Annotated in this window: 14 protein-coding genes; 10 read left to right on the top strand and 4 right to left on the bottom strand. The window is 60.0% G+C overall.

Annotated elements, in window-relative coordinates; all coding sequences use genetic code 11:
- Positions 1-149: 149 nt before the first annotated feature.
- Together ACRER8_RS12710 and ACRER8_RS12705 are read right to left on the bottom strand one after the other, a co-directional pair.
- Positions 150-896 carry a LytR/AlgR family response regulator transcription factor gene (locus tag ACRER8_RS12710; protein ID WP_431746620.1) on the bottom strand — a complete coding sequence of 249 codons (747 nt, stop codon included), beginning with the start codon at positions 894-896 and terminating at the stop codon, positions 150-152.
- Positions 893-1975, bottom strand: a complete 1083-nt coding sequence (locus ACRER8_RS12705; protein WP_431746619.1) for a sensor histidine kinase — start codon at positions 1973-1975, stop codon at positions 893-895. The genes ACRER8_RS12710 and ACRER8_RS12705 overlap by 4 nt, the downstream gene beginning before the upstream one ends.
- Positions 1976-2132: 157 nt before the next feature.
- On the opposite strand from ACRER8_RS12705, the gene argH reads away from it, so the two are divergent.
- From argH to ACRER8_RS12685, 4 genes are all read left to right on the top strand, one after another.
- Complete coding sequence (argH, locus tag ACRER8_RS12700; RefSeq protein WP_431746618.1) at positions 2133-3527, top strand: argininosuccinate lyase; 1395 nt, start codon at positions 2133-2135, stop codon at positions 3525-3527.
- 72 nt (positions 3528-3599) lie between these two features.
- The gene (locus tag ACRER8_RS12695) at positions 3600-3893 is read left to right on the top strand and encodes a hypothetical protein (protein WP_431746617.1); all 294 of its coding nucleotides are present in this window, start codon (positions 3600-3602) and stop codon (positions 3891-3893) included.
- 313 nt (positions 3894-4206) lie between these two features.
- The gene (locus ACRER8_RS12690; RefSeq protein WP_431746616.1) at positions 4207-4455 is read left to right on the top strand and encodes a TIGR02647 family protein; all 249 of its coding nucleotides are present in this window, start codon (positions 4207-4209) and stop codon (positions 4453-4455) included.
- A 206-nt stretch (positions 4456-4661) separates the two neighbouring features.
- Positions 4662-7511, top strand: a complete 2850-nt coding sequence (locus ACRER8_RS12685; RefSeq protein WP_431746615.1) for a class I adenylate cyclase — start codon at positions 4662-4664, stop codon at positions 7509-7511.
- A gap of 193 nt (positions 7512-7704) precedes the next feature.
- Here the strand turns inward: ACRER8_RS12685 and ACRER8_RS12680 are convergent, their stop codons facing one another.
- A complete protein-coding gene (locus ACRER8_RS12680) occupies positions 7705-7926 on the bottom strand; it encodes a DUF1289 domain-containing protein (protein ID WP_431746614.1) in 222 nt (73 codons plus the stop codon).
- Complete coding sequence (gene cyaY, locus ACRER8_RS12675; protein WP_431746613.1) at positions 7926-8282, bottom strand: iron donor protein CyaY; 357 nt, start codon at positions 8280-8282, stop codon at positions 7926-7928. Before cyaY ends, ACRER8_RS12680 begins: the two co-directional genes overlap by 1 nt.
- Before the next feature lie 237 nt (positions 8283-8519).
- Between cyaY and lptM the strand changes: the two genes are divergently transcribed.
- Genes lptM through ACRER8_RS12645 form a run of 6 tightly spaced genes read left to right on the top strand, consistent with a single transcriptional unit; the run spans position 8520 to position 13114 of the window.
- Positions 8520-8681, top strand: a complete 162-nt coding sequence (gene lptM, locus ACRER8_RS12670) for an LPS translocon maturation chaperone LptM (protein ID WP_431746612.1) — start codon at positions 8520-8522, stop codon at positions 8679-8681.
- A gap of 9 nt (positions 8682-8690) precedes the next feature.
- Positions 8691-9938: a diaminopimelate decarboxylase gene (gene lysA / locus ACRER8_RS12665; protein ID WP_431746611.1), complete on the top strand. Its 1248-nt coding sequence runs from the start codon at positions 8691-8693 to the stop codon at positions 9936-9938.
- A 4-nt stretch (positions 9939-9942) separates the two neighbouring features.
- Positions 9943-10773, top strand: a complete 831-nt coding sequence (gene dapF, locus ACRER8_RS12660) for a diaminopimelate epimerase (RefSeq protein WP_431746610.1) — start codon at positions 9943-9945, stop codon at positions 10771-10773.
- Positions 10774-10786: 13 nt separating this feature from the next.
- Positions 10787-11524 (top strand): DUF484 family protein, encoded by a 738-nt coding sequence (locus ACRER8_RS12655; RefSeq protein WP_431746609.1) that lies wholly within the window; start codon positions 10787-10789, stop codon positions 11522-11524.
- A 1-nt stretch (position 11525) separates the two neighbouring features.
- Positions 11526-12422, top strand: a complete 897-nt coding sequence (gene xerC, locus ACRER8_RS12650; protein ID WP_431746608.1) for a tyrosine recombinase XerC — start codon at positions 11526-11528, stop codon at positions 12420-12422.
- Positions 12419-13114 (top strand): HAD family hydrolase, encoded by a 696-nt coding sequence (locus ACRER8_RS12645; RefSeq protein WP_431746607.1) that lies wholly within the window; start codon positions 12419-12421, stop codon positions 13112-13114. The genes xerC and ACRER8_RS12645 overlap by 4 nt, the downstream gene beginning before the upstream one ends.
- The last annotated feature ends 288 nt before the right edge of the window (positions 13115-13402 follow it).

Here is a 13402-nt window from a genome sequence, read left to right as displayed (position 1 = left end):
GATCTTCGGCAGCAGTACGGCCGCCAACGGTTTCGAACCTGAGTCAGTGCCCGGTGGGAGTGGGCTTGCTCCCGAAAGGGCCGTACATTCGCAGCAGCTTCGCGCGATACCGCTCCGGGAGCAAGCTCACCCCCAAGGGCAATCGCGGCTTACAGCTGCTGCATCATCTTGCGCACGCCCGCCACATGCCTGCGGCTCACAATCAGCGCATCGCCGTTCAGGCCCTTGAGGAACAGCTGAAAATGCCCCAGTGGCGTACGCTGCAGACGCTCGATGCGATCGCGGGCCACCAACGCATTGCGGTGAATACGCACGAAGCGATCACCGAACTCGTCCTCCAGCGCCTTGAGCGGCTCATCGAGCAGTACTTCGCCGTCCTCATGACGCAGGGTCACGTACTTGTGGTCGGCGATGAAGTAGATCACGTGATCCAGCGGGATCAACTCAATGCCTTTGCGGGTGCGGGCGCTGATATGGGTGCGAGGGCCACTGCCGCTTTCGGCAGCAGGCCGGGTCATCGCCGCCAACTGCACGCGATTGGGCCGCTCGGCCTTGCGCAATGCTTCGAGCAGGTTCTCAGGACGCACCGGTTTGACCAGATAACCCACGGCACTGACCTGGAAAGCTTCCAGGGCAAACTCATCGTGGGCCGTGCAGAAAACCACGGCTGGCGGTGTGTCGCGTTCACATAATTTGGCCGCAACCTGCAGCCCATCCAGGCCCGGCATGCGGATGTCGAGTAAAACCACGTCGGGTTTCAGACTATCGATCAGCGTCAAGGCTTCTTCGCCATTGGTGGCGCTGGGTTCAAGAACCCGATAACCCTCGAGATCACCGACCATACGGCCCAGGCGTTCGCGGGCTAGGGGTTCGTCATCAACGATCAGGACATTCATATTGCTCTGGCTTCCTGCGTGAGTCTCGCACAAGGATAGCGTAGACAGGTGAAGTGACGACCGTCACGGCGCTCCACGCTCAGACTTGCGAGAGGGCCAAAAAGTGCCGTGATGCGGGCGCCGATATTTGCCAAGGCCTGCTGAGTGCCGCTTGAAGTCTGCCGGTGGGCGACTTCGTCATAGGGATTACTGACACGCAATATGAATACTCCCCGTTGGTAGTCCGCCTCAACCCTGACCACACCGCCTTCGACACGGGGCGCGATGCCATAGATCAACGCGTTCTCAAGTAATGGCTGCAAGGTTAGCTGGGGAATCGGCAAGTCGTCGGGAATTGCGCTGACGTCCCAGTCCAACTGTAGACGCTCGCCAAGTCGATATTGCTCAATCGATAGATAACGTTTGGCCAACTCCAGCTCTTCACCCCACGTGGTCAGGCTGCCGGGCGTGCCCAGGCTGGCGCGAAACAGGTCCGACAGATCCAGCACCGCCTGCTCGGCCTTGATCGGGTCGCTGGTGACCAGGCTGGCAATGCTGTTGAGAGTATTGAAGAGAAAATGCGGGCGGATGCGCGCCTGCAAGGACTCGATCCTGGCTCGCAATTCCGCCTGTTGCTGTTTGCGCCACTGACTCTGCAAGTAAAAGTAGCGCAACATCAGCGCCGACATGATCAACGCGATCAACGAATAGCGAAGATAGCGTTCGATATCGCTGTCGGCCGGGGTAGCGCCCACCAATTGGCAGTAGTCGGTGACTGCCGTACACAGCAAGGTCACCGCCACCACCAGCAAACAGCCCATGGCCCCGGCAATGCCCGGTTTCAGGCGAGCCAGCCAGGGGCGCAAGCCACACAGCAACGCTGCCGAGAGCAAGACGATCCACTGCACGAACAGCGATATCAACGCCAGCCGCACCCAGTCGAAACCCGGATGCATCGGCTCGACCAGGACCAGTACCAGCACCAGGAGCTCGGCGAGCACGACCAGAACCAGCAGCGCCTGAGGCAGGCACAGCTCCGGAAGGAAAAACTCTTTACCGGGCGATGCGCTGTGGCCCGACTTACTGCGCTCGTTGTGCATCGCGTCAGTCTCCGCGCTCGCACCTTTGCGGGCAAGCTGTCCGGATTAAAAAACCGGCAATGCTGTTATGATCGCCCGCGCCTTTTAAAATCGGCTATGCCACTTCTTCATCAAAACAGTCATCAGTACAGTAATCAGCAGAGCAGCGAGCGAATCCATGAGCACCGACAAGACCAATCAGTCCTGGGGCGGCCGCTTCAGTGAACCCGTCGACGCCTTCGTCGCACGCTTCACCGCCTCGGTCACTTTCGATCAGCGCCTTTATCGCCACGACATCATGGGCTCGGTTGCCCACGCCACGATGCTGGCCAAAGTGGGCGTGCTGAGCGACGCCGAACGCGACACCATCATCGACGGCCTGAAGACCATTCAAGGCGAAATCGAGGCTGGCACGTTCGACTGGCGTGTGGACCTGGAAGACGTGCACATGAACATCGAAGCGCGCCTGACCGACCGCATCGGTATCACCGGCAAGAAACTGCACACCGGCCGCAGCCGTAACGACCAGGTCGCGACCGATATCCGTCTGTGGCTGCGTGACGAAATCGACCTGATCCTGGCTGCGATCACTCGCCTGCAAGAAGGCCTGCTGGGTCTGGCCGAGCGCGAAGCCGACACCATCATGCCGGGCTTCACCCATCTGCAGACCGCGCAGCCGGTGACGTTCGGGCATCACATGCTGGCCTGGTTCGAAATGCTCAGCCGCGACTACGAGCGCCTTGTCGATTGCCGCAAACGCACCAACCGCATGCCACTGGGCAGTGCTGCACTGGCGGGCACCACTTACCCGATCGACCGCGAGCTGACCTGCCAACTGCTGGGCTTCGAAGCCGTGGGCGGCAACTCGCTGGACAGCGTGTCTGATCGCGATTTCGCCATTGAATTCTGCTCGGCTGCCAGCGTTGCGATGATGCACCTGTCGCGCTTCTCCGAAGAGCTGGTGCTCTGGACCAGCGCGCAATTCCAGTTCATCGATCTGCCGGATCGTTTCTGCACCGGCAGCTCGATCATGCCGCAAAAGAAAAACCCCGATGTGCCGGAACTGGTGCGCGGCAAGAGCGGGCGAGTATTTGGCGCGTTGATGGGCCTGCTGACTTTGATGAAGGGCCAGCCGCTGGCCTATAACAAGGACAATCAGGAAGACAAGGAGCCCCTATTCGACGCCGCTGACACGCTGCGCGACTCGCTGCGCGCTTTCGCCGACATGATTCCTGCGATCAAGCCCAGACATGCCATCATGCGTGAAGCAGCCTTGCGTGGTTTCTCCACCGCGACCGATCTGGCTGACTATCTGGTTCGCCGCGGCCTGCCGTTCCGTGACTGCCACGAGATCGTCGGTCATGCCGTGAAGTACGGCGTGCAGACTGGCAAGGATCTGGCGGAAATGACGCTGGATGAGCTGCGTCAGTTCAGCGATCAAATCGAACAGGACGTGTTCGCCGTGTTGACACTGGAAGGTTCGGTCAACGCCCGTGACCACATCGGCGGAACGGCACCTGCGCAGGTCAAGGCTGCCGTGGGGCGTGGCAAGCAGTTGCTGGTCAGCCGCTGAACATCATCGAACGGGCCGTGTGAATCAAGCGCGCGGCCCTGATTAGTAAATTGTCAGGAAATCGAGAACACCATGAGCGACGAGATCGACAACGACGAAGAAGAGTTCGCTGAATCGACCCTGATCCAGGCTATCGAAAACCAGATCGAAAGCGACAACCCGCCCGCTGCGAAGGCCACTTTCAACAAGCTGACGCTGGTCGGTTACGAGCGTGAAGACATTCTGGAAATGATGGCGCACGTGTTGGCGGTTGAGATTGACGGCATCCTCGCAGATGACCGCCCATTCAACACCGAGTGGTACGAAAAGGCCCTGCGCGCCCTGCCAGAGATGCCGCCGGGCGTGAAGCTGGACGAAAGCGAGTAACCGACCGCCATTTCAGACGCGCAAGATTCTGTGGGAGCGAATTCATTCGCGAGACATTGTTCAGACGACAGAGACGTATCGATTGTACTGGCCAATCACGAATGAATTCGCTCCCACAGGGATTCCAATGCCTGCATCAACATTCCAGCTCGCCCATCAACTCCCGGGCTTCATCTGACGATCGGCCGGTTACTTTCTGCAAAATCCCCAGACGCTAACTACACTCCAGATGCCTCGCTGCCGCTTGACCTCCGAGGCTGTAACGCCTGCGATTCCTTCGTCGCGTCATCCATTACAAAAGTCTGGAGCATCTATGTCGTTTACCCCTGAATTGGTTGCCGAACTGGAAATCCTGTCATTGTTCAATCTGCGCAATACCCAGGAGGGCCTGAAAGTCCACCATGTGGCTGCTCCCACCGCCGTTGCCGCCGCCAAACGACTCTTCGAAAAAGGCCTGACGACGCAGGTCGACGGAGGCTACCTCACCAGTCTGGGACTGGATGCCGCCGAACACGCGCAATCGCTGCTGATCATCCTCTCCACCACCCAGGAAGCGGCCTGATATCGTCCGCAATCACTTAGCCGCGAAACCTTTGCCGGGAGCATCAAATAAAGGTTTCGCGACCCCTTCATTTATAAGATGCTGCGCCGATAGAATTCTGGCGCCAGAAATACCCATAGTCGCCTCATAAACGCCTGATGTCGGGTCTTCTTTCCTGTCGCTTTGCTCAGCCTCCCAGTAATGCCGTTTGTCGGCTTTGAGTCGCGATGACCCGTAGTTTCGAGATCCGCCCCGATCTGGATGAGGGCATCGACCGCAAGGTCCTCAGCCAGTTGCGCAACCGCTTCCTGACACTCAACGCAGGGCGGCTGGGTCGCGCCAATGAAGGTCTGTCCACACGCCAACAATCGGTCTTGGCCCTGTTGCCGTTGTTCTTTCATGTCAATCACCCGCTGCTGCCCGGCTATGTCTCCAGTGCCACGCCTGCGGGGGTGTCCAACTATGAGCCGGATGCTCAGGCCCTGGCCGAAGCCCAGCGCCTGACCCGATCCTTTTCCTACAAACCGCGTCGGGGAAATCCGTCACAACCGATCCACGGTATTTTCCTGATGGGCAGTCTCGGCACGTTGGCTCAGGCCGATCAGAGCGACATGGACGTGTGGATTTGCCACGACGCGAACCTGTCGCCCGAAGCAGTGCTGGAGTTGCGCAAGAAGTGTCAGGCGCTTGAAACCTGGGCTGCGACGATGGGCGCCGAGGCCCATTTCTTCCTGATCGACCCGCAGCGGTTCGTGTTGGGCGAGCGTGACGCGCAGCTCAGCGGTGACGACTGCGGTACGACTCAGCATTACCTGTTGCTCGACGAGTTCTACCGCACCGCAATCTGGCTGGCCGGGCGCACACCCATCTGGTGGTTGGTGCCGGTCTATGAAGAAGCGCGCTATGCCGAATACACCCACACGCTGCTGTCCAAACGGTTCATCCGAGAAGATGAGGTTCTGGATCTGGGCAACATGTCCCACATCCCACCCGGAGAATTCATCGGCGCCGGACTCTGGCAGCTGTTCAAGGGCATCGAATCGCCCTACAAATCCGTGCTCAAACTGCTGCTGATCGAAGCCTATGCCAGCGAGCATCCACAAGTTCAATGCCTGAGCATGCGCCTGAAAAAAGAGGTCTTCGCCAATCGCGTCAATCTCGATGAACTTGATCCGTACATGATGGTTTATCGCCGGATCGAGGAATATCTGCTGGCGCGCGGCGAGCCCGAGCGGCTCGAACTGGTGCGCCGCAGCCTGTATCTGAAAGTGAATAAAAAGCTCACCGGCCTGCCCCGCCAGCGAACCACTAGCTGGCAGCGCCTGCTGCTGGAGCGCCTAACCAAGGAGTGGAAGTGGGACGAGCGGCAGTTGGCGCTGCTCGACAGCCGTAGCCAGTGGAAGGTGCGCCAGGTTTCCAGCGAACGCCGGGCGCTGGTCAGCGAACTCAATTACAGCTATCGCTTTCTGACGCAGTTCGCTCGTACCGAGAATGCGATCAGCTCGATCAACAAACGCGACCTCAATATTCTAGGGCGTCGTCTTTATGCGGCATTCGAGCGCAAGGCGGGCAAGGTCGAGTTCGTCAATCCGGGCATCGCGCCGGATCTGGCCGAGGACACGCTGACGCTGGTGCAATCGCCCAATAAACGCGAACCCGGCAAGTATCAGTGGGGCCTGTACAACGGCAATCTCGGCGTCCATGAGTGGGAGTCTTTCGCGCCGATCAAGCGCAGCCGCGAACTGTTGGAGCTGCTTGCCTGGTGCCATCGCAACAACGTGATCGACAGCTGCACGCGTCTGGCACTGCACCCCGGCAGCAGCGACCTGACCGAATTCGAGCTGTTCAATCTTCAAGGCGCGCTGCAACGCAGCATCCCGATGCCGCTGGGGATGGTGACCGAAGAGGTTCTGCTGCGCCCGAGCGTACCGAGTCAAATCCTGCTGCTGGTAAACGTTGGCGTCGATCCGCTCAAGCATCACAAGGATCTGAACATCCTGATGACCACCGAGCGCACCGACTCGCTGAGTTATGCCGGGGTTCGGGAAAATCTGGTGCTGACCTTCGACCAGATCACTCTCAACAGCTGGAACGAGGTATTGGTCAATCGCTTTGACGGCCCGCACGCCCTGTTCGACTGCCTGACTGAACTGCTCAACAACCTGCCCGCTACATTGCCGAAACCGGTGATCAGCGTGCGCTGCTTCTGTCACAACCGCGCCCCGGCGATTGCCCAGCGGGTCGATGAGCTGGTCCAGACCGCGCAACTGCTGCTGTCACACGGCCTGAATCATCGCTATCTGATTCAGGTACAGCATCACTATCACGTGCTGGAAATGACGCCAGGGCAAGTCATCCACGTGGCGCTCGACAGCCTGCCTGCCCTTTACGAATACCTGGGAGAGGAATTGCCCAGCTACAGCCCGATTCACCTGGACCCACAGGCGCTGGATGGCAGCGATCTGTCGCTGATCATCCCTTACGGCCAGCCCGAATGCATTCAGGTGTTCTACCGGATCAACGAGTCCGACGCTGATCTGTATGTGCTCGATGAACACAACGCGCTGTGGCATCAGCGCCTGCCGTATCACGATGAGCCGAGCCTACTGATGCCGATGCAGCGTTTCCTGCAATCGCTGCTATATCGGCGTGGGGCATCGCGGCCGCTGGAGAACCCTCTCGATCCGCAGGCGCTGGAAACCCTGTATTACCGCGTCACTCCCGATGGCGCCGGGCGCGCACGGCGAGTCGAGCAACGAGTCGAACCGGTCATGCCCACCGACAAGCCGTTTTACGATGTGCAGGCCATCGTCGAGCAAGCGTCACCAGGCCAGGTCAACGTTACCCTGTACTGCGACGGCAGAGAGTTTTCGGAACTGGAATTCGGCGAGCAACTGTTCAGCGTCGTTGCCCGGCAGATCCTTGAGCAACGCAGCGAGCCGCAACGCTACCGCTGCTACATCACAGACCTGGATCTCTCCGGAATCCTGGCAGATACGTGCGGCCAGACGATCCTGTTCCTGCGCTACAAGGCCGAGCTTGAGAAATCGTTGAATGACGCGATGGGTGACGCTTGATGCATTTGCACAACGCCGCTGTAACAGCACGGCTTGCCGGCGGCTGACTTCAGGCACACGCGAGATATCACAGTCTGTAGGAGCCGGCTTGCTGGCGAATACGTTGGGTCAGACCCATTAACGTTAACTGACCCAACGCATTCGCCAGCATGCAGGTTCCAACAATAGGTCTGCGTTGTGATTGAGATTCGAATCAGACGTTGGCCCGACGTTGATCCGCCTGCTGCACGATCTCGCGCCGCCGCTGATCCGTCGCAGCGCGCCATTCGCGGATGTCTTCGACGTGTCGGAAACACCCCGTACACACTTTGTGCTCATCGAGCCGACATACGCTGATGCACGGCGATGGCACGGCCGGGCTGACGTTGCTGAACAGCGGCTTCGGCGCTCTAACGGGGGCGGCGCTGTCGGTCACTATCGGTTTCCGTCGTAATGACCGTCGATAGCGTCGAAGTCGATTTCAACACCGGCCTGCTTCAATGCTAGACGCTGAAGCATCTCGCCCAGTAGCTCTTCAGACTTGTCACAGACCCAACGCTTTTCCTCTTCGTCGTAATCGAAGTGGAAGCCACCGGCCGGTGCCGCCAGCCACAGCTGGCGAAGTGGCTCCTGGCGACTGAAGATGAATTGCGTGCCGTTTTCGAACTTCACGGTCAGCACACCAGCCGAACTCTCGACGTCCAGATCCAGATCACTCTCGTCAAAGATATCCTCGAGCGTAGTTTGGGTCTCATCGACCAGGTCGTGAAAGCGGGCTTCGGTCAAACTCATTGCAGGAACCTCGAAAGTGTCAACTGATGGCGCAGCGACGCAAGATACGGTCGCTTTCGGCCAATTGCAAAGCTTACCCGCCCATTGGCGGCCTGCCGCGCCAAAAAACACGCGACCATCGCCAATATATCCGGCACTTGCGTCAAAGCCCCGCCGGACGGGAACCGTGGCACATAGGCAATCTGTCGGGTGGTCGGTATACTCGGGCGCAATTATGCTTATACAAAGGATTTCGCCATGAAGCGCCTGATTTCCTCCCTGGCCGCGCTCCTCGCTGTTGCGTGCCTGGTCTCTGCCTGTGGTCAGAAGGGTCCGCTGTACCTGCCAGATGACGACTCGTCCGACGGCAACAGCCAGACCCAATCGCACTCGCACAAGCATCAGACCTCGACCTACTAGGGATTGACCATGGACGCCTTCAACTACCGTGGCGGTGAGCTGTTCGCGGAAGGAGTTGCATTGTCTGCCATCGCCGAGCGTTTCGGCACGCCGACCTATGTCTACTCCCGAGCCCACATCGAGGCGCAGTATCGCGCTTATGCCGATGCTCTGAGCGGTATGCCGCATCTGGTCTGCTTCGCTGTCAAAGCCAACTCCAACCTGGGCGTACTCAATGTCCTGGCGCGTCTGGGCGCCGGTTTCGACATCGTTTCCCGTGGCGAACTGGAGCGTGTGCTGGCAGCAGGCGGTCAGGCTGACAAGATCGTGTTCTCCGGCGTCGGCAAGACCCGAGATGACATGCGTCGGGCGCTTGAAGTCGGCGTGCATTGCTTCAATGTCGAATCCACCGACGAGCTGGAACGCCTGCAGGTCGTGGCCGCCGAGCTGGGCAAACGCGCCCCGGTGTCCCTGCGCGTAAACCCGGACGTCGACGCCGGGACTCACCCGTACATTTCCACAGGCCTTAAAGAGAACAAGTTCGGCATCGCCATCGCGGACGCCGAAGATGTGTATATCCGCGCCGCACAGCTGCCGAATCTGGAAGTGATCGGCGTCGATTGCCACATCGGTTCGCAACTGACCACTCTGTCGCCATTCGTCGATGCGCTGGATCGCCTGCTGGATCTGGTCGATCGCTTGAGCGACTGCGGCATTCAGCTGCGCCATCTGGATCTGGGCGGCGGTCTGGGCGTGCGTTATCGCGACGAAGAGCCACCGCTGGCGGGCGACTACATCAAGGCCGTGCGCGAGCGCCTCGAAGGTCGCGATCTGGCGCTGATGTTCGAACCGGGTCGTTTCATCGTCGCCAATGCCGGCGTGCTGCTGACCCGCATCGAATACCTCAAGCACACCGAACACAAAGACTTCGCCATCGTCGATGCCGCGATGAACGACCTCATCCGTCCGGCGCTGTATCAAGCCTGGATGGATGTGAAGGCCGTTCAACCACGCGACGGCGCGGCGCGCACGTACGACATCGTGGGTCCGATTTGCGAGACCGGCGACTTCCTGGCCAAGGAGCGCAAACTGGCGCTGGCCGAGGGCGATCTGCTGACCGTGCATTCTGCGGGTGCTTATGGCTTCGTCATGAGCTCCAACTACAACACCCGCGGGCGTACTGCCGAGGTGTTGGTAGATGGCGATCAGGCGTTCGAAGTGCGTCGCCGTGAAACCGTGACTGAGCTGTATGCCGGCGAAAGCCTGCTGCCGGAGTAATCCCATGCTGCTGCGTTTTACCAAGATGCATGGCCTGGGCAACGACTTCATGGTGCTGGACCTCGTCAGCCAGCACGCGCACATCCTGCCCAAGCATGCCAAGCAATGGGGCGATCGGCACACCGGAATCGGTTTCGATCAGCTGCTGCTGGTTGAAGCGCCAAGCAACCCGGATGTGGATTTCCGCTACCGGATCTTCAATTCCGACGGTTCGGAAGTCGAGCAATGCGGTAATGGCGCACGCTGCTTTGCGCGCTTTGTGCTGGACAAGCGCCTGACGGCCAAGAAGCAGATCCGAGTCGAAACCAAAAGCGGCATCATCGAGCTGGATATCCGCAACGACGGCCAGATCAGCGTCGACATGGGCGCACCGCGCCTGGTGCCTGCGGACATCCCCTTCGATGCGCCGCAGCAAGCAACCAGTTACGCATTGGATGTCGATGGCGAAAGCGTCGAGCTGGCTGCCGTCTCGATGGGCAACCCGCATGCCGTGCTGCGTGTCTACGACATCAACAATGCGCCTGTCCACACCCTTGGCCCGAAAATCGAGAACCACCCGCGCTTTCCTGCTCGGGTGAATGTGGGCTTTCTTCACGTCGTCGATCGCCAGCGCGCGCAACTGCGTGTCTGGGAACGCGGCGCGGGAGAAACCCAGGCCTGTGGCACCGGCGCCTGCGCGGCGGCGGTCGCGGCGATCAGTCAGGGCTGGATGGAATCGCCGCTGCTGATCGATCTGCCCGGCGGACGCCTGTCCATCGAGTGGCGCGGCCCGGGTCATCCTGTAGTGATGACCGGCCCGGCCGTCAGGGTCTACGAAGGCCAAGTACGTCTATGAGTGAGAATATCCGATGACCGACCTGCCTCAGACTTCAACCGACACGCCCGGCCAATCACCTGCCGATCAAACAGTGCCTGCCCTTGAAGCCGAGGCAGTCGCGGCCTGGCTGCAACTACACCCTGACTTCTTCGCCGAGCACGATGAGCTGCTCACGGCGATGCGCATTCCGCATCAGCGCGGCGACACCGTTTCACTGGTCGAGCGTCAGCTCAAACTGCTGCGCGAGCGCAATATCGAGATGCGTCATCGGCTGTCGCAGCTGATGGACGTGGCGCGCGATAACGACCGTCTGTTCGAGAAAACCCGACGCCTGATCCTCGCGCTGATGGACGCCACCAGCCTGGAAGAAATCGTCATTGCGGTCGAAGACAGCTTGCGCGAAGAGTTTCAAGTGCCGTTCGTGAGCCTGATTCTTTTCAGCGACAACCCGATGACCGTGGGCCGCTGGGTCAGCGGCGCCGACGCGCAGAAGGCAATTGGCGGGTTGATCTCCGGAGGCAAGACCGTCTGCGGCGCTTTGCGCGAGCACGAGCTTGAGTTTCTGTTTGGCGCCGAGCAGAGCAAGGAAGTCGGTTCCACCGCCATCGTCGCCTTGAATCATCAGGGGCTGCACGGCGTTCTTGCCATTGGCAGCCGCGATCCGCAGCACTACAAAAGCTCGGTGGGCACGCTGTTCCTCACCTACATCGCCGATGTGCTGAGCCGCCTGCTGCCGCGTTTCACCAACGCCCTGCGCTCGGTTCGCTAGCATGGAACGGCAACTGGACGCTTACTGCATGCACCTGCGCAGTGAGCGCCAAGTGTCGAGCCACACGCTTGAGGCTTACCGCCGCGACCTGAGCAAAGTGCTGGGGTTTTGCAAAAAGCAGCAGATCGACAGCTGGAAGGCGCTGGATATCCAGTCCATGCGAAGCCTCGTCGCCCGCTTGCACCAGCAAGGCCAGTCATCGCGCAGCATTGCCAGATTGCTGTCGGCGGTGCGCGGCTTCTATCACTACCTCAACCGCGAAGGCCTCTGCGACCACGATCCGGCCAACGGCCTGTCACCGCCCAAGGGCGAGCGCCGCTTGCCCAAGACCCTCGACGCCGACCGCACGCTGCAACTGCTGGAAGGCGGTGTGGAGGACGAGTTTCTCGCGCGCCGCGATCAGGCGATTCTCGAACTGTTCTACTCATCCGGGCTGCGTCTTTCAGAACTCACCGGGTTGAACTGCGCACAGCTGGATCTGGCGGACGGTTTGGTGGAAGTCCTCGGCAAGGGCAGCAAGACCCGCGTCCTGCCGGTGGGACGTAAAGCCCGCGAGGCATTGGAGCAATGGCTGAAGCAGCGAGCGCTTGCCAATCCTCACGACGATGCCGTGTTCATCAGCCAACAGGGCCGACGCCTGGGACCACGCTCGATTCAGCTTCGGGTCAAGGCCGCTGGCGAGCGTGAGCTGGGGCAGAATCTGCACCCGCACATGCTGCGACATTCCTTTGCCAGCCACCTGCTGGAGTCCTCTCAGGACCTTCGCGGCGTGCAGGAATTGCTCGGCCACGCCGACATCACAACGACTCAGATCTACACCCATCTGGACTTCCAGCATCTGGCAACGGTGTACGACAGCGCCCACCCACGGGCCAAACGCAAGGATTCTTCCGAATGAGCATCAAGCTGATTACCTTCGATCTGGACGACACCTTGTGGGAAACCGCACCGGCGATCGTCAGTGCCGAGGCCATGCTGCGGGACTGGCTGGCGGAAAATGCACCGAAACTAGGACCGGTACCGGTGGAACATCTCTGGGAAATTCGCTCACGGTTGGTTGAAGCGGATCCGAGCTTCAAGCATCGGATCAGTGCATTGCGGCGTCGAGTGCTGTTTCATGCGCTGGAAGATGCAGGTTACGGCCATACAGAGGCGCAGGATCTGGCTGAGCAGAGTTTTGAGGTATTTCTTCAAGGGCGGCACAAGCTGGATATCTTCCCAGAAGTGGTGCCGACGCTGGAGATTCTGACCAAGTCTTACACCTTGGGTGTGGTGACGAACGGTAACGCGGATGTGCGTCGTCTGGGCCTTGCGGACTATTTCGCCTTTGCGCTGTGTGCGGAAGATCTGGGCATCGGCAAGCCTGATCCCGCGCCGTTCCTCGAAGCACTCAAGCGCGCAAAGGCCGAGGCGAATCACGCAGTGCATGTCGGCGACCATCCCGGAGATGACATCGCAGGCGCCCAGCAGGCCGGCCTGCGCGCGATCTGGTACAACCCCGGTGGCAAGGCGTGGGAGGCCGACAAATTGCCGGATGCGGAGATCAGCAGCTTGACGCAGTTGCCCGAGGTGTTGGCGCGCTGGGGCTGACCGCGAACCCGCAAACGCCTCCGATTGTAGGAGCTGGCTTGCTGGAGAACGGGGTATCAACCAACACATCCAGCACTGACCCACCGCGTTCGCTGCCGTCGTAACCTCCGACGTCTGCTACAGGGGCTGCGGTGTACCGGGATTCTGCGAACCGCCACAAATCCCCTATAGCAGTCCGGCTTGCAGAGACCATGCATGAGCGCAGAATCCCATGCGCCGTGACATCTGTAGGAGCCGGCTTGCTGGCGAACCGGCGTGTCAGACAACGCATCTATAGCTGACCCACCG

Source organism: Pseudomonas sp. (genome assembly GCF_050739935.1).
In the GTDB taxonomy this organism is placed as follows: domain Bacteria; phylum Pseudomonadota; class Gammaproteobacteria; order Pseudomonadales; family Pseudomonadaceae; genus Aquipseudomonas.
The sequence above is the reverse complement of the archived record's forward strand: the minus strand, read 5'-3'. Positions and strand labels throughout refer to the sequence as shown.

Excerpts from the sequence above, each read along its gene's own strand:
- ACRER8_RS12710 (WP_431746620.1), bottom strand. The coding sequence starts at position 896 with ATGAATGTCCTGATCGTTGATGACGAACCCCTAGCCCGCGAACGCCTG.
- ACRER8_RS12705 (WP_431746619.1), bottom strand. The coding sequence starts at position 1,975 with ATGCACAACGAGCGCAGTAAGTCGGGCCACAGCGCATCGCCCGGTAAA.
- argH (WP_431746618.1), top strand. The coding sequence starts at position 2,133 with ATGAGCACCGACAAGACCAATCAGTCCTGGGGCGGCCGCTTCAGTGAA.
- ACRER8_RS12695 (WP_431746617.1), top strand. The coding sequence starts at position 3,600 with ATGAGCGACGAGATCGACAACGACGAAGAAGAGTTCGCTGAATCGACC.
- ACRER8_RS12690 (WP_431746616.1), top strand. The coding sequence starts at position 4,207 with ATGTCGTTTACCCCTGAATTGGTTGCCGAACTGGAAATCCTGTCATTG.
- ACRER8_RS12685 (WP_431746615.1), top strand. The coding sequence starts at position 4,662 with ATGACCCGTAGTTTCGAGATCCGCCCCGATCTGGATGAGGGCATCGAC.
- cyaY (WP_431746613.1), bottom strand. The coding sequence starts at position 8,282 with ATGAGTTTGACCGAAGCCCGCTTTCACGACCTGGTCGATGAGACCCAA.
- lptM (WP_431746612.1), top strand. The coding sequence starts at position 8,520 with ATGAAGCGCCTGATTTCCTCCCTGGCCGCGCTCCTCGCTGTTGCGTGC.
- lysA (WP_431746611.1), top strand. The coding sequence starts at position 8,691 with ATGGACGCCTTCAACTACCGTGGCGGTGAGCTGTTCGCGGAAGGAGTT.
- dapF (WP_431746610.1), top strand. The coding sequence starts at position 9,943 with ATGCTGCTGCGTTTTACCAAGATGCATGGCCTGGGCAACGACTTCATG.
- ACRER8_RS12655 (WP_431746609.1), top strand. The coding sequence starts at position 10,787 with ATGACCGACCTGCCTCAGACTTCAACCGACACGCCCGGCCAATCACCT.
- xerC (WP_431746608.1), top strand. The coding sequence starts at position 11,526 with ATGGAACGGCAACTGGACGCTTACTGCATGCACCTGCGCAGTGAGCGC.
- ACRER8_RS12645 (WP_431746607.1), top strand. The coding sequence starts at position 12,419 with ATGAGCATCAAGCTGATTACCTTCGATCTGGACGACACCTTGTGGGAA.